Origin of the sequence: Devosia albogilva (genome assembly GCF_042685625.1) — a bacterium.
Lineage (GTDB): Bacteria > Pseudomonadota > Alphaproteobacteria > Rhizobiales > Devosiaceae > Devosia > Devosia albogilva.
Genome location: NZ_JBHUNP010000001.1, coordinates 3,284,711 through 3,302,542, shown reverse-complemented (window position 1 = coordinate 3,302,542; position 17,832 = coordinate 3,284,711). Strand labels below are relative to the sequence as shown.

19 protein-coding genes are annotated in these 17,832 nt (G+C 64.8%); 9 read left to right on the top strand and 10 right to left on the bottom strand.

Annotation, left to right across the window (positions count from 1 at the left end; all coding sequences use genetic code 11):
- Nucleotides 1-2: 2 nt before the first annotated feature.
- The 4 genes from ACFSX5_RS16510 to ACFSX5_RS16495 are packed head-to-tail and all read right to left on the bottom strand — an operon-like array spanning nucleotide 3 to nucleotide 5,111.
- Nucleotides 3-803 carry an ATP-binding cassette domain-containing protein gene (locus ACFSX5_RS16510; RefSeq protein ID WP_386834919.1) on the bottom strand — a complete coding sequence of 267 codons (801 nt, stop codon included), beginning with the start codon at nucleotides 801-803 and terminating at the stop codon, nucleotides 3-5.
- Entirely contained in the window at nucleotides 800-2,581 is a 1,782-nt protein-coding gene (locus ACFSX5_RS16505; RefSeq protein WP_386834918.1) for a dipeptide/oligopeptide/nickel ABC transporter permease/ATP-binding protein, read from the bottom strand. The genes ACFSX5_RS16510 and ACFSX5_RS16505 overlap by 4 nt, the downstream gene beginning before the upstream one ends.
- Nucleotides 2,578-3,525, bottom strand: coding sequence for an ABC transporter permease (locus ACFSX5_RS16500; protein ID WP_386834917.1), 948 nt, complete (start codon nucleotides 3,523-3,525; stop codon nucleotides 2,578-2,580). The genes ACFSX5_RS16505 and ACFSX5_RS16500 overlap by 4 nt, the downstream gene beginning before the upstream one ends.
- A gap of 53 nt (nucleotides 3,526-3,578) precedes the next feature.
- Nucleotides 3,579-5,111 (bottom strand): ABC transporter substrate-binding protein, encoded by a 1,533-nt coding sequence (locus ACFSX5_RS16495; protein ID WP_386835668.1) that lies wholly within the window; start codon nucleotides 5,109-5,111, stop codon nucleotides 3,579-3,581.
- 164 nt (nucleotides 5,112-5,275) lie between these two features.
- Between ACFSX5_RS16495 and ACFSX5_RS16490 the strand changes: the two genes are divergently transcribed.
- A complete protein-coding gene (locus ACFSX5_RS16490; protein ID WP_386834915.1) occupies nucleotides 5,276-5,914 on the top strand; it encodes a DUF1028 domain-containing protein in 639 nt (212 codons plus the stop codon).
- 7 nt (nucleotides 5,915-5,921) lie between these two features.
- On the opposite strand, the gene ACFSX5_RS16485 is transcribed toward ACFSX5_RS16490, so the two are convergent.
- From ACFSX5_RS16485 to ACFSX5_RS16475, 3 genes are read right to left on the bottom strand one after another with little or no spacing between them, the layout of a single operon-like run.
- Nucleotides 5,922-6,773 carry an ABC transporter permease gene (locus ACFSX5_RS16485; RefSeq protein WP_386834914.1) on the bottom strand — a complete coding sequence of 284 codons (852 nt, stop codon included), beginning with the start codon at nucleotides 6,771-6,773 and terminating at the stop codon, nucleotides 5,922-5,924.
- Nucleotides 6,725-7,519: an ABC transporter permease gene (locus ACFSX5_RS16480; RefSeq protein WP_386834913.1), complete on the bottom strand. Its 795-nt coding sequence runs from the start codon at nucleotides 7,517-7,519 to the stop codon at nucleotides 6,725-6,727. Before ACFSX5_RS16480 ends, ACFSX5_RS16485 begins: the two co-directional genes overlap by 49 nt.
- Nucleotides 7,516-8,520: an ABC transporter ATP-binding protein gene (locus ACFSX5_RS16475; protein WP_386834911.1), complete on the bottom strand. Its 1,005-nt coding sequence runs from the start codon at nucleotides 8,518-8,520 to the stop codon at nucleotides 7,516-7,518. The genes ACFSX5_RS16480 and ACFSX5_RS16475 overlap by 4 nt, the downstream gene beginning before the upstream one ends.
- Before the next feature lie 143 nt (nucleotides 8,521-8,663).
- On the opposite strand from ACFSX5_RS16475, the gene ACFSX5_RS16470 reads away from it, so the two are divergent.
- Together ACFSX5_RS16470 and murB are read left to right on the top strand one after the other, a co-directional pair.
- Entirely contained in the window at nucleotides 8,664-9,500 is an 837-nt protein-coding gene (locus tag ACFSX5_RS16470; RefSeq protein ID WP_386834910.1) for a division plane positioning ATPase MipZ, read from the top strand.
- Nucleotides 9,501-9,701: 201 nt separating this feature from the next.
- Nucleotides 9,702-10,703 carry a UDP-N-acetylmuramate dehydrogenase gene (gene murB / locus ACFSX5_RS16465; protein ID WP_386834909.1) on the top strand — a complete coding sequence of 334 codons (1,002 nt, stop codon included), beginning with the start codon at nucleotides 9,702-9,704 and terminating at the stop codon, nucleotides 10,701-10,703.
- Between the two features lie 60 nt (nucleotides 10,704-10,763).
- Here murB and pcaF read toward each other — a convergent pair whose 3' ends face one another.
- Nucleotides 10,764-11,966, bottom strand: coding sequence for a 3-oxoadipyl-CoA thiolase (gene pcaF, locus ACFSX5_RS16460; RefSeq protein WP_386834908.1), 1,203 nt, complete (start codon nucleotides 11,964-11,966; stop codon nucleotides 10,764-10,766).
- A 254-nt stretch (nucleotides 11,967-12,220) separates the two neighbouring features.
- On the opposite strand from pcaF, the gene ACFSX5_RS16455 reads away from it, so the two are divergent.
- From ACFSX5_RS16455 to ACFSX5_RS16435, 5 genes are all read left to right on the top strand, one after another.
- Nucleotides 12,221-12,556: a hypothetical protein gene (locus ACFSX5_RS16455; RefSeq protein WP_386834907.1), complete on the top strand. Its 336-nt coding sequence runs from the start codon at nucleotides 12,221-12,223 to the stop codon at nucleotides 12,554-12,556.
- 84 nt (nucleotides 12,557-12,640) lie between these two features.
- Nucleotides 12,641-13,312, top strand: coding sequence for a L,D-transpeptidase (locus ACFSX5_RS16450; RefSeq protein WP_386834906.1), 672 nt, complete (start codon nucleotides 12,641-12,643; stop codon nucleotides 13,310-13,312).
- Nucleotides 13,313-13,461: 149 nt separating this feature from the next.
- A complete protein-coding gene (locus tag ACFSX5_RS16445) occupies nucleotides 13,462-14,580 on the top strand; it encodes a hypothetical protein (RefSeq protein WP_386834905.1) in 1,119 nt (372 codons plus the stop codon).
- Between the two features lie 14 nt (nucleotides 14,581-14,594).
- Entirely contained in the window at nucleotides 14,595-14,957 is a 363-nt protein-coding gene (locus ACFSX5_RS16440; protein ID WP_386834904.1) for a hypothetical protein, read from the top strand.
- Nucleotides 14,958-14,994: 37 nt separating this feature from the next.
- The gene (locus tag ACFSX5_RS16435; protein WP_386834902.1) at nucleotides 14,995-15,594 is read left to right on the top strand and encodes a hypothetical protein; all 600 of its coding nucleotides are present in this window, start codon (nucleotides 14,995-14,997) and stop codon (nucleotides 15,592-15,594) included.
- Nucleotides 15,595-15,610: 16 nt separating this feature from the next.
- Here the strand turns inward: ACFSX5_RS16435 and ACFSX5_RS16430 are convergent, their stop codons facing one another.
- On the bottom strand, nucleotides 15,611-16,504 hold the full coding sequence (locus ACFSX5_RS16430) for a hypothetical protein (RefSeq protein WP_386834900.1): 894 nt from the start codon (nucleotides 16,502-16,504) through the stop codon (nucleotides 15,611-15,613).
- Nucleotides 16,505-16,648: 144 nt separating this feature from the next.
- Here ACFSX5_RS16430 and ACFSX5_RS16425 point away from each other — a divergent pair, with 144 nt between their 5' ends.
- On the top strand, nucleotides 16,649-17,233 hold the full coding sequence (locus ACFSX5_RS16425; protein ID WP_386834899.1) for a hypothetical protein: 585 nt from the start codon (nucleotides 16,649-16,651) through the stop codon (nucleotides 17,231-17,233).
- A 105-nt stretch (nucleotides 17,234-17,338) separates the two neighbouring features.
- Here ACFSX5_RS16425 and ACFSX5_RS16420 read toward each other — a convergent pair whose 3' ends face one another.
- Entirely contained in the window at nucleotides 17,339-17,806 is a 468-nt protein-coding gene (locus tag ACFSX5_RS16420; protein ID WP_386834898.1) for a hypothetical protein, read from the bottom strand.
- Nucleotides 17,807-17,832 lie beyond the last annotated feature (26 nt).

The window sequence follows — 17,832 nt, the reverse complement described above, 5'->3', positions numbered from 1 at the left end:
GCTTATCCGGAGGTCGCGAGGCGCGGCGCGGCCGCGATCAGGTCGCGTGTATAGTCGTGCCGAGGACTGGCGAAAAGCTGCGCGGCCGCTCCCTCCTCGACCACCTCGCCCAGATACATGACCGCCACGCGATCGGAGACGGCTTCGACCACCGCCAGGTCGTGGCTGATGAACAGGTAGGAGAGCCCAAGCTCGCGCTTCAGTTCGTCGAGCAGCAGCAGTACCTGCGCCTGCACCGACACGTCGAGGGCGCTGACCGGCTCGTCGAGTACGAGGATCCGCGCTTCGGCGGCAAGGCTGCGGGCGATGGCGATGCGCTGCGCCTGGCCACCGGAGAACTCGTGCGGGAAGCGCTCGAGCGTGCCCGCGGGCATTTGCACGGCGTCGAGCAGTTCGCGCTTGCGCGCCTGACGGCGCGATAAGTCATAGCCGCGGAGCTGCTTCAGCGGCACGTCGAGGATGTCGCTGATGGTCTTGCGGGGGTTGAGCGAGGCGACCGGGTCCTGGAACACGTATTGAATGGTGCGGCCGAAGGCGCGGTTGCCGGCGCGGGCGAGGTCCGACCAATCCTGACCGTCGATGACCATGGTGCCTTCGGTGGGACGCTCGAGGCCCACCAGCATGCGCGCCAGGGTGGACTTGCCGGAGCCGCTTTCACCGACGATGCCAAGGGTTTCGCCGCGCCGAAGGTTCAGGGTTACGCCCCTGACGGCGTGGACTACGGCGGCCTCGCGGCCGAACAGGTTGCGGCCGCCGCCGAAGCGCTTGACGAGACCACGCATCTCGATCGCTGCGTCGCTCATGCGCGGCCCTCCGCCATGAGTGGGCGCACGCGGTCGAGGAAGGTGCGGCCTTCCCCCAGCTCCGGAACGCAGGCGATCAGCCGCCGGGTATAGTCGTGCTGCGGGTTGCGCAGCACGCCGGCGGTGGCGCCCTGCTCGACGATGACGCCATTCTTCATCACCGCGACACGGTCGCAGACATCGGCGACGACGCCGAAGTCGTGGGTGATCAGCAGAATGGCGAGGCCGCGGTCACGGCGGAGGCCCTGCAGCAGGTCGAGGATGCGCTTCTGCACGGTGACGTCGAGGGCGGTGGTCGGCTCGTCGGCGACGATGATGTCCGGGTCGTTGGCGAGCGCCATGGCGATGCCGATGCGCTGGCGCTGGCCGCCGGAGAGTTCGTGCGGGAAGGCGCGGGAGCGGGCGCGCGCATCGCGGATGCCGACCTGCTCCATCAACTCGACGGCACGTTCTCCGGCTTCGCGGCGGCCGATGGGACGGTGGGCGAGGATGGCCTCGGCGACCTGCTCACCGACGCGGTAGAGCGGGTGCAGCGTGGTCAGCGGATCCTGGAAGACGTAGGACACGCGGACGCCACGGAGGGCGATGATCTGGTTCTCGTCCATGGCGAGCACGTCGCGGCCGTCCACATAGACGGCGCCGCCGGTGATCACGCCCGGTGGGGAGGCGACCAGGCCCATCAGGGACAGGGCGGTCACCGATTTGCCCGAGCCGCTTTCGCCGATCAGGCCGAGGCATTCGCCACGGTTGAGGCTGAAACTGATGCCGCTGATGGCAGGCGTGATGCGGCCGGAATCGTCGAACCCGGCGGACAATTGCTCGACGACAAGAGCGGGAGCATTTTCACGATTAGAGGGCGGCGGGTTCTCGCGGCGAATCTGGGTCACCGCCATTGGCCGGGCCAGTGAGCCAGAACGCAGGCGTGGGTCGAGCACGTCGCGGATGCCGTCGCCGAGGAGGTTGATGCTCATCACCAGGATGAAGATCATCACGCCCGGGATGATGGAGGCGTGCGGCGCGGTGAAGATCTGCGCCCGGGCCTGCCCCAGCATGGAGCCGAGGTCGGAGGTCGGCGGCTGGGCGCCAAGGCCGAGGAAGGACAGCCCGGCGGTCTCGAGGATCATCCAGCCGACGGTGGTGGACATGGTGATGACGATCACCGGCAGGACGTTGGGCAGCACTTCGGTGAACAGGATCGCCACATCGCCCTTGCCCGACAGACGCGCCGCGTCGACGAATTCACGATTGCGGATGGAGACGGTGACGCCGCGGATGTTGCGGGCGAAGAACGGGATGTTGACGATGGCAATTGCGTAGAGGGCATTGAGCAGCCCCGGACCGAGTGCCGCGACGATGGCGATGGCCAACAGGATGTAGGGGAACGCCATCAGCATATCGACGAAGCGCATCAGCAGCGTGTCGGTCGCCCCGCGCGCATAGCCGGCGACGAGCCCAATCACCGAGCCGACCAGAGCGGCAATTGCCGTAGCGCTGATGCCGACGATCAGCGACACCTGCGTACCCCAGATCAGGCGCGAGAGGATGTCACGGCCGAGATGGTCGGTGCCGAGCAGGTGCCCCGGGCTCAGCGGCGGCAGCAAGCGGTTCGGCTGATCGGTGATATCGGGGTTGGGGAGCGGCAGCACGGGGGCTAGCACCGCCAGCAGCACCACGAAGCCAAGGATGAACAGACCGGCGGCCGCGAGGCGGTTGGCCATCAGCAGTTGCCAATTGCTGCGGCGGCGCGGCGGGGCGGCGGGAAGTGCGGCGTTGGTCATCCCTTGAGCCTCGGGTCGAGCATGGCCTGGGCGACGTCGGCCAGGAGGTTGACGAGGACGTAGACGGTGGCGGCAACCAGCACACCGCCCTGCACCAGCAGCAGGTCGCGGGTGGATACGGCCTTTACCAGCATCTGGCCGAGGCCTGGCCACTGGAAGACCGTTTCGATGTAGACGGCACCGCCAAGGACAAAACCGGCCTGAATGCCGAGCACCGGGATCACCGACACCAGGGCCGCGCGGAAGGCGTGCCGCCAGATCACGGCACCTTCCTTCAGGCCCTTGGCGCGGGCGGTGCGCACGAAATCCTGCCGGAGCACCTCGAGCATTGCGGCTCGAGTGAGGCGGGCGACGACGCCGGTGGCGACAATGGCGAGGGTGGTGGCTGGCAGGACCAGGTGCAGCAGCAGGTCCGGCAGGTCCCCACCACCATAAACGGCATACATGCCGGAGGCCGGCAGCAGCCGCCACTGGACGGCGAACAGGAGGATGAAGATCAGGCCGAGCCAGAAGGCTGGCATGGAGATGCCGATGAGCACGAAGAAGGTGACGATGCGATCGGTCCAGCCGAACTGGCGAACCGCAGAGGCGACCCCGGCGAGGATGCCGAGGACGGAGCAGATTATCAGCGCCGCTCCGGCCAGCACCAGCGTGGCGCTGAAACGCTCCAAAACTTCATCCAGCACCGGGCGGTTGAGGATGTAGGAGCGGCCGAAGTCACCCTGCAGCAGATTGCCGATCCAGATGAAGTATTGCTCCGGCCAGGAGCGGTCGAGGCCAAGCGCGCGGTTGATCCGCTCCACGTTGTCGGGAGTGGCATAGGAGCCGAGCAGCGCCTGCGCCGGATCGCCGGGGATGAGCTTCATCACCAAGAAGACGATTACCGACAATCCCAGGATCACCGGGATCGCCGCCAGCAGGCGCTTGCCGATATAGCTGCCCATCGCCGCCTCCGAGCCGGGGAGCGGGACCGGCCATGGCCGGCCCCGAACCAATGCTACTGCTTGGTGACGTCGCGGAGCACCAGACTGAAGTCGGGCTGCAACTCGAACTCACCGACTGCGGCAGTCACGACGGCGTTCTGCTTCCAATTGGCGACGAACAACCAGGGTGCATCCTCATGAACGAGGGCCTGGACCTGCCGGTAGAGTTCGCCGCGTTCTTCCGGATCGGTCGAGACCCGAGCCTGGTCGAGCAGAGCATCGACCTCAGGGTTCGAGTAGTAGCTGGAGTTGAAGCCACCCTGGTCCGGGAAGGCAGCAGTGCGCAGGGTGAGGAAGGGCAGTGTGTCGGGATCGGTGGTCATCCAGGCCATCTGGGCCATGTCCGCCTTGCCTTCGAGACCTGGGTTCACCTCGGAGAGGAAGGTGTTCCACTCATAGGTCTGTATCTCGACGTCGAGCCCGACGGCCGCAAGATCGGCCTGGATGGCGGTGCCCATCGGTACTGGATCGAGCATGCCCGAGCCGCCTTCAGTGACGAGGAAGGTCAGGCTCGCACCCTCGGCACCCGCCTCGGCCAGCAGTTCCCTGGCCTTCTCGGGATCATAGGGATAGGGCTCGACCTCTTCGTTATAGGCCCAGTTGAAGGCCGGCGGGATGGGACCGGCGGACACGTCGGCGGTACCCTGCAGCACGTCGTTGACGAGGCTTTCCTTGTTCACCGCGTAGTTGACTGCCTGGCGCACCAGCTTGTCGGCGAACGGGCCTTCCTTGGCGTTGAGCATCACGTACCAGACATGGGGGCCGACGGCCTCCTTGAGCTGGAAGTTCGGATCATCGCGGAACTGGGCGACGTTGTCGGGCGGAGTTTCGAGCAGAACGTCGATGCCGCCGGAGAGCATTTCGGCGACACGCGTATTGGCGTCCACGATCGGGCGGAAAATCACCGCTTCAAGTGGTGCCGGGCCATCCCAGTAGTCCTCGTTGCGGGAGACCACCACGCGCGTGTTGGACTGCCACTCCTCGAACTTGAACGGTCCGGTGCCGACCGGATTGCGCCCGTAGTCGGCGCCGTGCTGCTCGACCGCAGCGGGCGACACGATCAGCCCCGAGGGGGAGGCCAGGTTCGACATCAGCGGCGCGAAAGCTTCGTTGAGAGTGAACTTGACGGTCAGGTCATCGACGACTTCGACGGTCTCGATCGAGGAGAAGAAGAAGGCGAGCGGGAACGGGCCGGTGGAGGCGAAGGGATGGTTCTCGTCCAGCATGCGGTCGAAGTTGAACTTCACCGCCTCGGCATTGAACGGCGTGCCGTCGTGGAAGGTGACGCCCTCGCGCAGGTTGAAGGTATATTCCAGCCCATCGTCGGAGATGGTCCAATCGGTGGCCAGTGCCGGCTCGATCTCGAGGGTGCCGGGCGTGTTGCGCACCAGCCCGTCATAGACGTTCACGGCGATACGGAAGTCGTTGGACGCAGTCGACACGTGCGGGTCGAGCGATGCCGGTTCGGCAATCTGGCCGACCACCAGCACGTTGGGCGGCGTCTGGCCGATCGCCGGCGAGACAAGCGCCAGTGCGGTGGCCAGCATCAGCGGGGCCAAGCCCGTCCACTTCAGCTTCATGAGTTCCTCCTGTTCCCTGCCCGTTGCCGATCGGCTCCAACCGTGACAAAAGGCTTGCAGCGAATTTATCAGCATAAATGACACTGGCAATCCCAATTGATGCGGATGAATTCTGGCCAAGAGGAACGCTGATGACCTTTTCGATCGTGGGACGCGACCCCGACACCGGCGATCTTGGCGTGGCGACGGCAACGGCCGGGCCATTCGTGGGCTGGCTGGTGCCGCATGGTCTGCCGGGTATGGGAGTGGTGGCGACGCAGGCCATGACCAACCCTTATCTGGCCGTAGACCTGCTGCAGGGTCTGGGCGAAACGCCCATCGAGCAGGCGCTGGAAGCTGCACTCGAACGGGATGCGGAGCGGGAGCGTCGGCAGATCATCGCCGTGGACCGCATGGGGCGGACTGTCGGCTGGACGGGTTCGAAATGCGAAGGCTTCGCCGGGCATTTGCCAGGAGACGGTGTTGCGGTAGCCGGGAACATTCTTGCCGGTGAGGCCGTGCTGCACTCCATGCTGGCGGCCTACTCCCGTCCTGCCGATCTGGGCACCCGTCTGCTTGCGGCGCTGACCGCGGGGGCAGAAGCGGGGGGAGACCGCCGGGGAACGGGCTCGGCGGCACTGAAGGTCTATGGACGGGAGGCCTATCCGCTCCTCGACCTGCGGGTGGACGACTCCGAGGCGCCCCTGGCGGAGCTGGAAACCCTGCTGACTCGCGCCACCAGTGGCTCCTATGCCGAGTTCCTGGCGGCGGTGACCCGCCGCGCCCGATAAGGCGTCGCTATCCTCCAGCGCCTTGATAGTTGCGCAGGCACCAGCGCCAGTGGGCCATCGCCAGTAGGCCGAAGACCGGACCGGCAACAAGCGAGGCGACCGGCGCCCAGTCTGCAAGGATCGGAACCGGCTTGCCCAAGATGACGGCGACCGGCACGAAGGCGAGAAATCCGAGCGGTGCGAATGTCACCATCAGCAGCTGCAAGGGGGCTGGAAAGATGTTCAGGGGATAGCGGGCCAGTTCCCAAAAGCCGAAGAAGATCGAGAACAAGTGGCGGGACCGCACCCAGACCAGCGCCGTTGTGCCGATCATGGTCATCAGGGCCGCCGTGAGCATGGCGGCACTGACCAGCGAAGCCAAGAAGTAGACGACGACCACAGGCGACCACGCGACCTCCACCTGGGTGAGAGACCAGGTCATCAGCGCAGTGGCCAGGATGATGTGGCCGCCGTAGCCAATGTTGATGCCGGAGAACACCAGGAAGGTCCAAGGACCAACCGGCTTGATCAGCACGGCGTCAAAGGTGCCGAGGCGAACCTTCTCCTCGATGTCGCGGAACTGAGTGAAGCTCAGCGACGCACCCAATGAATACGCCAGCAAGTGGAATGCGAGGAGCAGAGCCATGTCGGCCCATACCCAACCCCCGAGATTGTCGAAACGGGCGATGATCAGCGCGATGGTTGCGTACATGGCCGCATAGCTGAAGCCCTGCGACAACCAGGCCAGGAACATGGCACCGCGATATTCCATGCGGGTGCGCACATACATTCGCACAAGGTGAGGGATCAGCGTGATGTCGTGCAGTACGCTCAGCCTCCCTGCACAGTGAGGCGCTGGCGGGCCTGGGACCACAGCCATAGCAGGAAGCTCAGCAGCGCCGCCAACCAAGCGGCGCCGATGCCGAAGTGAAGAAAAGCCGACGAGGGATCGAGTTTGCCGAGGTAGATGGCTGACGGATAGTAGCTCACCCAGGCAAACGGGAGATAACCGAGAATGCCGGCGAGCCAGCCTGGCATGAACCAGAGCGGCACGATCGCCCCCGAGGCCAGTGCCATGATTCCCTTGAGGAACCACTCGAGCGCAAAAACGGTGAGCAACCAGAAGGCCAGCAGGCCGCAAAGTGCAGCGAGCGTAAAGAGCATCAACCAGGACAGCGCCCAGTACGGGATGAACACCAGGGCGTGAAACATGCTTGCGGGCGGCAGCAGGCCGACCGTCAGGCCGATGATGACGAAAACCGGCAGCGTCACCACAAGCTGGTCGAAGACGTAGTGACCGAAATGGGTGGCGAGCAGGCTCGCCGGATAGTTGAGCGGCTTGAGCAGGAAGATGGTGATGTCGCCGGTCCGCACCGCATCACCCACGTCATTGATGAGCCGGTCGGTGTTCCAGTAGAGGAGCCCGGCAACCATCACATAGGTGATCATCTGCGGCAGGGTCGCACCGTCGGCAACCACGCGACCGGCGAAGGCCGCACTCCAGATGGCGATGAAGGCATAGCTGACCACAAGCTCGCCGAAGGCACTGGCCCAGACCTGGTTGCGATAGGCAAGGCGCGACTGGAAGGCTGTCAAGGCGAAGGCGGGATAGGCGCCGCCTTTCACGCCACCGCTCCCTGCCTGGTAGCCTTGTTCTGGTAGAAGGTGCGAATGACCTCCTCGATGTCAGGCTCTTCCAGCTTCACGTCCTTGAGGCTGCGGCCGCGCCCGACCTCGTTGAGGACATCGATGAGCGATGTAGTCTCGTCCTCGAGCAGATAGTACTTGGCCGCGCCTTCATCCAGAGCAAGCGTCGCGGTGGAGAGGGCGATGGGTCCGGGATCGGTTGCAAACTCGAGCTTGAGACGCCTGCGTGAGCCGAGGGTGGCCCGTAGACGTTTCAATTCGCCGTCGAAGAGCAGCTTGCCATCGTCCACCATGATCAGGCGCGGGCAGATCTCCTCGATGTCCACCAGGTCATGGGTGGTGAGGATGATGGTGGTGCCGCGCTGGCGATTGACCTCCGCCAGGAACTTGCGGACGGCATCCTTGGCGACGACGTCGAGCCCGATCGTCGGTTCATCGAGGAAAAGGATCCTGGGATCGTGCAGCAGGGAGAGCGCGATCTCTGCCCGCATGCGCTGGCCGAGACTGAGCTGGCGCACCGGGCGATCAAGATACGCGCCCATGTCCAGCATGTCCGTCAGCAGCCGCAGGTTCTCAGCGAAACGGAGCGCCGGGATATCGTAAATGTGGCGATTGAGCGCGAAGCTGTCCCGGACCGGCAAGTCCCACCACAACTGGCTGCGCTGACCGAAGACCACGCCGATCTCCCGCGCGTTGACCATCCGGTTGGCGTGCGGCTCGCGACCGAGGACGCGCAAGGTGCCCTCGCTGGGCACCAGGATACCGGTCATCATCTTGATCGTCGTCGACTTTCCGGCCCCATTGGGGCCGAGATAGCCCACGGCTTCGCCCGACTCGATAACAAAGGAGACGCCGTCGACGGCGCGGATAGAGTTGTAGGTACGAGAAAAGAGGCTGCCCAGAGCCCCGCGAAGACCAGACTCGCGTTTGAGCTGGCGGAAGGTCTTGCCCACGCCGGCGGCAGAGATGATCGCTGTCATCGAATGGCCCTCGGCGGCACGCTAGCCGATTCTTGCCGGGCAATGAACGTCGCAGTGTCGAAGACTGTCCCGCCTTAAGGCGTTGTTAACCATGAAATCCGTTGATGCGGGGGAGGATTCAACCTCCAGCATGGAGTCGATACATGGTCAGCGGCGGCGCGCACATCATTGCTGTCGGGAACGAAAAGGGCGGCTCGGGCAAGTCGACGACCGCCCTGCACCTGGCCGTCTACCTGCTCCATCAAGGCCATCGCGTTGCCACCATCGATGTGGATAGCCGCCAGCAGACACTCACCCGCTATGTCCGCAATCGCCGGGCTACGGCGGAAACGAGCGGGCGCAATGTGCTCATGCCCAAGCATGTTCATCTGCCCACCGCCTGGGGCGATTCCATCCGCGAAAACCAGCGCATCGAACTCGACCTGTTCAACCGCGCCATGGATGGATTGCGGAACGAAGTGGATTTCATCGTCATCGACACGCCCGGCTTCGACGGCAATCTGGCGCGTCTCAGTCATGGCGCTGCCGATACGCTGATCACCCCGATCAATGACAGCATGATCGATCTCGACGTGCTGGCCCGCATCGACCCTCGCACCGGCGAGCCGCTCGAGGCCAGCCCCTACTCTCGCAACGTCCAGAAGGCGCGGGCCGAGCGGCAGGAGCAATCGGGGCGCAACATCGACTGGGTGCTGGTGCGCAACCGCATCTCCAATCTCGGCTCGCACAATGCCAGCCGCGTGCAGCAAACGGTGGAGCGCCTGGCGGGCGCGCTCGGGTGCCGCGTGGCCGAGGGTATTGCCGAGCGCGTCATCTTCCGGTCGCTCTTCTTGACCGGGATGACGGTGTTCGATCCTCTGGACGCCGACCTGCTTGGTGGCGCTCCGTCCATGTCGCACATCAATGCCCGGCACGAGTACCGTTCGCTGGTGGAGGTGCTGAACCTGCCGCAGAGAGCGCCACTGCAGCTTTCCGCGTGATCGCTGGAGTTGCAGGATAGGCCAGGAGTCAGGTCTGGCAGCCGGTCAGAAGGTCGGGCTGTCCTGGCGCCCTACATGCCGGCGGGCTGGCATTCCGGTGAACCGTTGTGCTAGCGCACACACTCTTGGCTAGGTGGCGCGGCACTCCAAGCCCTGCGTTCACCAAGTAGGCCTCTCTCACTCAACCAGAAGCAGCGCTGCATGATGATCCAACTTCCCGGGCTGACGGCAGACTTCGACTTGAGCCCTCACAACACGTTCGGTCTACCGGCACACGCCAGCTTCGGGACGTTTCTGGAGGACGAGGCCCAGATCCCGGAGTTGCTCGACACCGCTGCGTCGTCTGCCCTCCCCGTTCGAGTTTTTGGGGGCGGCAGCAACCTGGTCATGCGCCCCCGCTTCGAAGGCATCGCGGTGCTGATGGCGCTCAGGGGGCGGAAGATCGTCGGGGAAGAGAGCGGCGGGACCCTGGTCGAGATCGCGGCAGGCGAGAACTGGGACGAAATCGTGGGCTGGACGGTGAACCAGGGCCTGTGGGGACTGGAGAACCTTTCCCTGATTCCAGGAACGGTGGGCGCGGCGCCGGTCCAGAACATCGGCGCTTACGGCATCGAGTTGGCGGACCGGTTCAACTCGCTTCGGGCTTATGACACCGTCGAACGGCGCTTTGTCACCTTCTCTGCGGCCGAGTGCCGCTTCGCCTATCGGCAGAGCCTCTTCAAGCAGGTGCCCGGCCGATACCTGATCACGTCAGTTTGCCTGCGTCTGCCGCAGCCCTGGGCGCCGGTTCTTACCTATTCGGGTATCGATCACCTGCCTTCAAGCGCTGGGGCGCCGGAGATCCGGGCGCAGGTTATTGCGGTGCGGCAAGCCAAGCTGCCCGACTGGCGGGTGCAGGGCAATGTCGGTTCGTTCTTCCACAATCCGATCGTTCCGGCTGGCATCGCCGATGCCATCGAGGGGGTGCCGCACTACCCGCAGGCGGATGGGTCGGTGAAGCTCTCTGCGGCGTGGCTGATCGAACGCGCCGGTTTCAAGGGGCATCGCCTGGGGGGCGCCGGGGTGTCGGAGCGACATGCCCTGGTTCTCGTCAACCATGGTGGTGCCACCTTCGAGGATGTGCAGCAGCTCAGCGGGCTGATCCGCTCCGGTGTGCATGCTCAGTTCGGCGTCACATTGGTGCAAGAGCCGGAAACTATGTGACTACGGGGGGCGGAGCCGTCCTGACCGCGACACGGCAGCAAGTCCGCGCCGTTTCCTCGGTCAAACTCGTTCCAAGGCGAGCGAGATCCCCTGCCCCACCCCGATGCACATCGTGGCCAAGGCGCGCTTCTTGCCACTCAAGGAGAGCTCCAGAGCAGCGGTTCCGGCGATACGCGCACCGCTCATGCCCAGAGGATGCCCGAGCGCGATGGCGCCACCGTTGGGATTGACCCTCGGATCGTCTTCAGAAACCCCGAGCTCGCGCAACACGGCAATGCCTTGGCTGGCAAAGGCCTCGTTGAGTTCGATGAGGTCGAAATCCGCGACTGAAAGACCAAGACGGTCAAATAGCTTCTGGCTGGCAGGCGCCGGTCCCACGCCCATGATGCGCGGTGGGACGCCGGCGGTCGCGCCCCCGAGGATGCGCGCGCGAGGGGTCAAGCCGAACTTTCTGGCAGCCGCCTCCGAGGCGATGATCAGTGCCGCCGCGCCGTCGTTGACACCCGATGCATTGCCGGCGGTCACGGTGCCGTTGGGGAAGAGAGGCTTGAGCCTGGCCAGGGTTTCCGTCGTCGTCCCAGCGCGCGGGTGCTCGTCCGTATCAACCGCGACGGGTTCGTTCTTGCGCTGCGGGACCAGCACCGGTGCGATCTCGCGAGCCAGGCGGCCGTTGCTCTGCGCCGCTGCCGCCTTGTCCTGGCTGGCGGCCGCAAAGCGATCCTGTGCTTCGCGACTGACATTGTACTCGCGAGCCACGTTTTCCCCGGTCTGCGGCATGGAGTCTGTGCCATGCAGCGCTTCCATCAGCGGGTTGATGAAGCGCCACCCTATGGTGGTGTCGTGGATCTCTGCCTGTCGAGAGAATGCCGATTCCGCCTTCGGCATGACGAAGGGCGCCCGCGACATCGATTCCACGCCGCCTGCAATCATCAATTCCGCCTCTCCGGCGCGGATCGCTCTCGCGGCCGTCGACACCGCATCCATTCCGGACCCGCAGAGCCGATTGATGGTGGTACCGGTCACCGTCACCGGCAGTCCCGCCAGCAGCAGGCTCATGCGCGCCACGTTGCGGTTGTCCTCACCGGCCTGATTGGCGTTCCCGAAGATCACATCGTCAACCGCGTCCCAGTCGATGCCCGCATTGCGCTCCATCAGTGTCTTGAGGGGCACGGCCCCAAGATCGTCAGGACGCACGGAGGCCAAGGCACCGCCGAAGCGTCCGATGGGCGTGCGGACGTAATCACAGATGTAGACTTCGCTCATTCAGTGTCTCCGACAGGCGGGCATTCCGATCAAACTGGCTTTCGCCTGCATAGATCATTTGCATGGGCGGAGACCACTGCGAAGGCGGTAGCAATGCCTCATGAGAGACTCCCCGGGGCGCTTGCCGCCCATCGTGCCTACCGCCATAGCCCGCGACGAGTTGTATCTGCCATGACAGTGCCCCAAAGATTGTGCTCGATCAAAGTTCGGGCAAGCGTCTCGCTTTTGCCCGGCGGACCGGTAGATTACGCTCGATGAATCGCTTCCTGCTCGTCATCGCTGTCTTGTTTGCGCTCGCCAGTTCAGGCGGCGCGACTATGGCGCATGCGGCGAGTTCCGGTGAGTTCTGGAGCGTGAGCAGCAGCGGGCAGTGCATCGAGCCGACTGCAGAATTCGAACCGGCGCCGGCGTTCAAGCGGTGTGGCAAGAAGGTCAACGGTCAGGCCGTTCCCTGCCAGCCTTCCCCGGCGGTGATGCCCGTGGCCGTTGGCTTCATGGCTGCCCGCGGCCAGCCGCAATACGCAGTCGCGAGCGAGGCCACACCTGCGCTTTTCGTCTTCCGAGGATGGTTCCGTCCACCGAGAGGGTGATGGGCTGCACGGGCTTGTCAGGCCCGGCTTCATCCACCTTGCCCTTCTCGAAAAGCGGCAGCCGCGGCTGCCGAAGGAACCCTCATGCAAACTTTGCTTCTCAACCGCCGACAGGTGATGCTCGGCGCTTCCAGCCTTACAGCCCTTGCCCTTGCCGGCTGCGCAACCACCACTCCGCCGACGCCGGTAACTCCTCCAGCACCGCCCGTTCCACCCGAGATCCTGTCGATGTATGCGGCGGTGCCCGGTGAACGCTTCCCGATTCCGGCGGCCCGGATCGACCTCGTGGACCCCATTTACTGGCGGCAGGAGGTCGCCAACATCACCGGCGAGCCGCCTGGCACAGTGGTGGTCGATACACCCAACCGGTTTCTCTACTGGACCATGGAGAATGGCCGAGCCATGCGTTACGGCGTGGGCATCGGCCGGGAGGGTTTCGCCTGGGAGGGTCGCGGCCACATCGCCTATGGGCGAGAATGGCCGACCTGGACGCCGCCGTCAGAGATGATCGCTCGCCAGCCTGAACTGGAGCCGTATCGCCACGGCATGGAACCTGGGCTCGACAATCCCCTGGGGCCGAGGGCGCTCTATATCCACCAGGGGAACCGTGACACCTTGTACCGGGTGCATGGGAGCATGGATGCCCTTACCATCGGCAAGGCAGTGTCGAGCGGTTGCGTGCGGCTGCTCTTCCAGGACGTGATCGACCTCTACGAGCGGGTGCGCTGGGGCGCGCCGATCGTGGTCGTGCAGTGATCGGAAGGGACGGCCGGCAGCTGCACCGGCCGTCCAACCCCACGGCGGCGGCACCCCTGCTCGACCCTTTGGGCCAGAAATTTCCCATCCCACCAATCACAGCGCACGATCACGCGTCTTACCTGCGACGACAATGAAGGAGACCGATCATGCGCCTTGCTGCCGCCGCTGCCCTGTTGTTGACGGCCAGCTTCCCTGTCCTTGCACAGGGCCTGGATCCGCTGGAGGACGCCATGGCAAAGATGCCGGAAACGGTCCTGAGCAACCCGGCGGCGGTCCAGTTCAACTTCGTGGACGTGGCCGCGCTCCATACGCTGGCGGGCGCCGAAGGGCTCAACCCGACGGTGCTGACGCGGGCGATGATCGGCGGCATGCTGCCGCCCTACAATGCGCTGCAATTGCGCGGCCCCGAGGCGTGGAACGAGAAGTCCTTCGTTGACGTCGAAGACCTCCGCTATCTCGCCGGCTTCGGCGATGCCCCGACGACCATCACCATCTGGGGCCTTGAGAACGAGGACGCTGCCGCGTCCCTGATCTCGGCTCTCGACGCCGCCGACTTCGATTCCGTCTCGCCGGAGGGCGTGATCGGCAATGGTGAGCCGTTGGCCATGGACCCCACGAAGATGGATCCAGCCGATCCATGGCGCAGTCGGGTCGGGGCCGCCACCTTCGCGGCAGCGAAGGGCAATGCAGTCATCCAGGCGACGGTACCGGCGCCGTTCGGAGTGCTGCTCGAGGAACGGCCAAGTATGGCCGAAAGCGCAGTTGTCACCGCAGCGCTGGGCGGGCTCGAGGCGGCACTCGGCGACGACCTGCTCGTCCAGGCCATGCTGATCACGCCGGTCTTCGGCCTCGGCGCGGCCGACCTCGACATCGCGCTCATTGGCCTCGACCTCGACATGATGCGCGAGAAGCTCGAAGCCGAGCTGGAGGCCGGAACGGAGGGCATCCCCGTCTATCTCGGCGGCTTCATTGCCGATGCGCAGGGCGAGCAGCCGGCGGTTCTGATCTCGCTGACCTATGCCGACTGCGCCACCGCAGAGCGCGCTGCCGAACAGATGGCCCAACGCTGGAGCGATACCATGCCAACCCAGGCGCAGGGCGACATGGAAACCGCCACCATCCAATCTCCAGATGGCCTCTGCGCCGCAACTCTGAAAGTGGCCGGCACCAGCGACGCCGGGCTCCGCAATCCCGTTTTCCAGGCCTTGTTCGATGCTTATCTGCGCCGCGACTTCACTGTCGTGCAGATCGGAAAGGCGTCGTGACGGCGGAAACGCGATTGGCGCAATCCGGAGGAGCTGCCCCGGCCGCGGGGCGGCAAGGCCACTCCAAGTGGACGCAGTTCCTGCTCGCCCTGCCGCCGTTGCTGGCCGCCATGGCCTCGATGCCGTTGCTCCTGGTCTGGATCATGGGCGCGTCGGCCTTCGCCGGCACGGCCGACGAAGACGTCTTCAGCCTCGGCTTCTATGGGCTCATCCTCTATCCGGCCGCCTATCTCACCCTCGTCACGCTGCAGGTGCTGAGCGCCTGGCTGAAATGGCCATTGGTGAACCTGTTCCACTCCCTCATCTGGCTCTGCCTCGCAGCCTTTGCCGGCACCATGAGCTACGTCCTGATGGGGCTCGACCCCTTCTGGGCCTGAGAGCCCCCGTCCCCTTCGCATACCCAAGGAGAAATCGATGCTGAACCCGCTGCCCCTTACCGCTGCTGCCTTGGCGTTGCTGTCGATCCCGGGAGCCGCTGCTTCCGAACGCATTGCCGAGCAGATCGACAGGATCGCTCCGCTCGTCGCGACCGGCGAATTGCAGCAGTTGGGCGGCCCCGAGGCTGCATCCGAAATCGTCGCCGACCTCGCTGGCCGCTGGTTCACGCTGAACAACACTGTCCGGAACTGGGAGCCGGAAGACCGCTCGTCCAGGGACCGCCTGGCGCGCAGCATCGAGCGGCTGTGCGCCGACGACTGGGAGAACATCGTCACCTACTCCGTGACCGGCCCCGACCGCGTCCATGTCGACCAGCGCTCACCGACAGGCGAGGACCACGGTTCGTTCGACATGGTGGCCGTCGACGTCGGACGCACGTTCAGCACCGTTCTCGAGGACGACTATATTCTCTCCATCTATGGACTGGAGGATGCTCCTCAGAGTCAGCAGCAGAAAGTGCTGGCCGAGATGAAAGCCGTAATCGAGGGCGGTCAGGAGATCTGGGTTCCTGGGCCGGATGTCATGGTCGCCCGAACTGCGGCCGAGACCGAGGTTTGGGGGCGTTGTCCAGAGTAGCGGCGCTCCCGCTTGTTTACTCCACCCCCGGCGTGGCGCAGGAGACGCTGTAGCGCGCGACTTCCGGAGTCGCCGACGGCGCCCCTTCCCCCACCGTGACCACCGACAATTCGGAAAACTGGCCGCTATAGCGGAAGCTGCAAAAGCCGAAGCCAGTTGGCGAGCACGACTGCACTTCGTAGATACCTGCCGCCTTCAGCGCCTCGGCGCGCGAGTCAGCGGGCTCGCCGGGAAGGATGCCCAGAAGGGGCCCCCAACCGGCCGAAGCCAGTTCCTCGCGCGCTGCCGCGATCGGCATGCCGTAGATGTTGGGCACCGTAGCCTCGCCATCGCAAAACTGCTCCTCATCGGCCAGCGCCGCCAGGGATATCGCCCCGCTTGCATCGACATGCAGGTCGGCAACTGGCTGCGGGAGAAAGTCGCCACCCCAGATCCGGATTGCCCTATCCTCGAACGGCTGGATGCTCCCGATGCGTCCGCTCGCGCCCTTTTCGCCATAGACCAGCCAGCGCAACTGGTCGCTCTCGAAAAGCGCCACATTGCCGTCGTTCGAGCGGCATGAGCCGCTGGTGCCGGGTTCGAACCCGCCGACGAAGCTCACCACCTCAAACCCACCCAGCGACACCTCGCCGGTGACGGCCCAGCCGAGCGCCGCCACCTCGACGCCGCCGGCGGTACCGGGCTCCACCAGCAGATGGTCGCAAAAACCTGCCTCGACCGGCTCCGGAGGCGGCGGCAGCCGCCTCAGCTCGACCACGACAAGCCCGTCCATCCCCTGGGGCAAGCTGTCGGCGGCAGGCCCGCTTACAAGGGCCGCGCTCACCAACGCTGATGCCGCAACCACCCTCGCCAGTTTCGCCCGACGAGACAGCCGAATGGCTGGCAAGACCTCGGAACGCAATGGGGACATGGCTTCGTCTCCTCGGAAGCGTCCATAATGAGACGCAATGGCGCCCTGCGCTATTGGTCCTCCCGGAAAACAAAAAAACTCGGGCGGGGCCAATACTACAGTGCCGGATCGCGTCCTATTCACGAAACCAGCTTGGAGGCTATCTTGCGACCGATCCAGACAATCACCGGGGCTGCGGCCATTGCGGTCATGACGCTGATGCCCAGCGCCGCGCAGTCCGACCTGCTCGGTGTGCCGGGCCCGATCTCCTTCCAGGGCGAGGACTACGCTCTGGCCTGGACGTCGCAACCGTCCGAAAACTACGTCAAGCAGGAATATGTGCCGGCGGGCCAGCAGGTCGAGACCTACCAGGACATGATCCTGGTTGAGGCCGTTATCGGCGCCCTCACCCCCATGGATGCAGCCGCATCGCAGATCCAGTCACTCGAAGCCCGCAAGGGCGTGGACCCGGTGCTCAACTACGACCTGATGCGGAACGACGCTACGGGAGAGGTACTCCTCGACTTCCTTGTCAGCGATCTCGAGGCTGATCCGGTGATCGTCGAATGGAATGCCTACCGCTATCAGGCGCTCGGGGATGGTGAAGGTGTCGCGCTCGTGGCCATCAGCCGTCGCGGTTATGGCGAGGATGGTGCCACCAGCTTCATGACCGGCCTCGGTGCCATGCGCAGCGAGGCGATCAACGCCTTGGCGAACCTGTCCTTTCCCGCGGTGAGTATCGCTCCATGACTTCAGCCTCCCCTCTTTCAGCCCTCTTTCAGGCCTCAAGACCCCGCTTGTCGCGCTCGCTCTCGTGTTGACCATCCTGCGCGACGGTTATCTGGAGTTGATCCGCTAGGGTTCGGCGGCCAGCTCCAGTTCACCGGGATCATCCGCCAGGTCGAAGAAGCTCTGGCGGAAGTTCTCGCATCGGCCGAGCATGTTCCGGTGGCGCTCGCCGTCGAAGGCGGATCCGAGGACATCGATGATCTCGCCGTCCTCGGTCCGGTAGCTGTAGAATTGAAACCCGCGGCAATAGCCGGTGCCTTCGATGGGGCGGTCGCAGGTCAGATAGCTGCTACCCTCCACATTCGCCGGGCGGATGCCGCAGCGAAAGCCATTGGCGATCAGCACGGCCGCCTGCTGGTCGAAACCGGCCTCGACCGGCACGAAGCGGGCAAAGACCTCGGTCAGCTTGTTCTCGTCGGCTTCCTCGAGCAGCGCTTCCACCAGTTCGCCCCTGGCGAGGGGCTCCTCGCCCCAAACGAAGCCATAGAGCCCGGCACCGGCGAGCCCGACTGCTGCAACGATCCCTATGGCCAATGCCGTCCTTCGCATCGCGACTGCTC

Coding starts and splice junctions, on each gene's coding strand:
- ACFSX5_RS16435 (WP_386834902.1), top strand. CDS start 14,995: ATGCTGAACCCGCTGCCCCTTACCGCTGCTGCCTTGGCGTTGCTGTCG.
- ACFSX5_RS16475 (WP_386834911.1), bottom strand. CDS start 8,520: ATGACAGCGATCATCTCTGCCGCCGGCGTGGGCAAGACCTTCCGCCAG.
- ACFSX5_RS16490 (WP_386834915.1), top strand. CDS start 5,276: ATGACCTTTTCGATCGTGGGACGCGACCCCGACACCGGCGATCTTGGC.
- ACFSX5_RS16470 (WP_386834910.1), top strand. CDS start 8,664: ATGGTCAGCGGCGGCGCGCACATCATTGCTGTCGGGAACGAAAAGGGC.
- pcaF (WP_386834908.1), bottom strand. CDS start 11,966: ATGAGCGAAGTCTACATCTGTGATTACGTCCGCACGCCCATCGGACGC.
- ACFSX5_RS16505 (WP_386834918.1), bottom strand. CDS start 2,581: ATGACCAACGCCGCACTTCCCGCCGCCCCGCCGCGCCGCCGCAGCAAT.
- ACFSX5_RS16455 (WP_386834907.1), top strand. CDS start 12,221: ATGAATCGCTTCCTGCTCGTCATCGCTGTCTTGTTTGCGCTCGCCAGT.
- ACFSX5_RS16450 (WP_386834906.1), top strand. CDS start 12,641: ATGCAAACTTTGCTTCTCAACCGCCGACAGGTGATGCTCGGCGCTTCC.
- ACFSX5_RS16510 (WP_386834919.1), bottom strand. CDS start 803: ATGAGCGACGCAGCGATCGAGATGCGTGGTCTCGTCAAGCGCTTCGGC.
- ACFSX5_RS16500 (WP_386834917.1), bottom strand. CDS start 3,525: ATGGGCAGCTATATCGGCAAGCGCCTGCTGGCGGCGATCCCGGTGATC.
- ACFSX5_RS16495 (WP_386835668.1), bottom strand. CDS start 5,111: ATGCTGGCCACCGCACTGGCGCTTGTCTCGCCGGCGATCGGCCAGACG.
- ACFSX5_RS16430 (WP_386834900.1), bottom strand. CDS start 16,504: ATGTCCCCATTGCGTTCCGAGGTCTTGCCAGCCATTCGGCTGTCTCGT.
- ACFSX5_RS16485 (WP_386834914.1), bottom strand. CDS start 6,773: ATGGCTGTGGTCCCAGGCCCGCCAGCGCCTCACTGTGCAGGGAGGCTG.
- murB (WP_386834909.1), top strand. CDS start 9,702: ATGATGATCCAACTTCCCGGGCTGACGGCAGACTTCGACTTGAGCCCT.
- ACFSX5_RS16445 (WP_386834905.1), top strand. CDS start 13,462: ATGCGCCTTGCTGCCGCCGCTGCCCTGTTGTTGACGGCCAGCTTCCCT.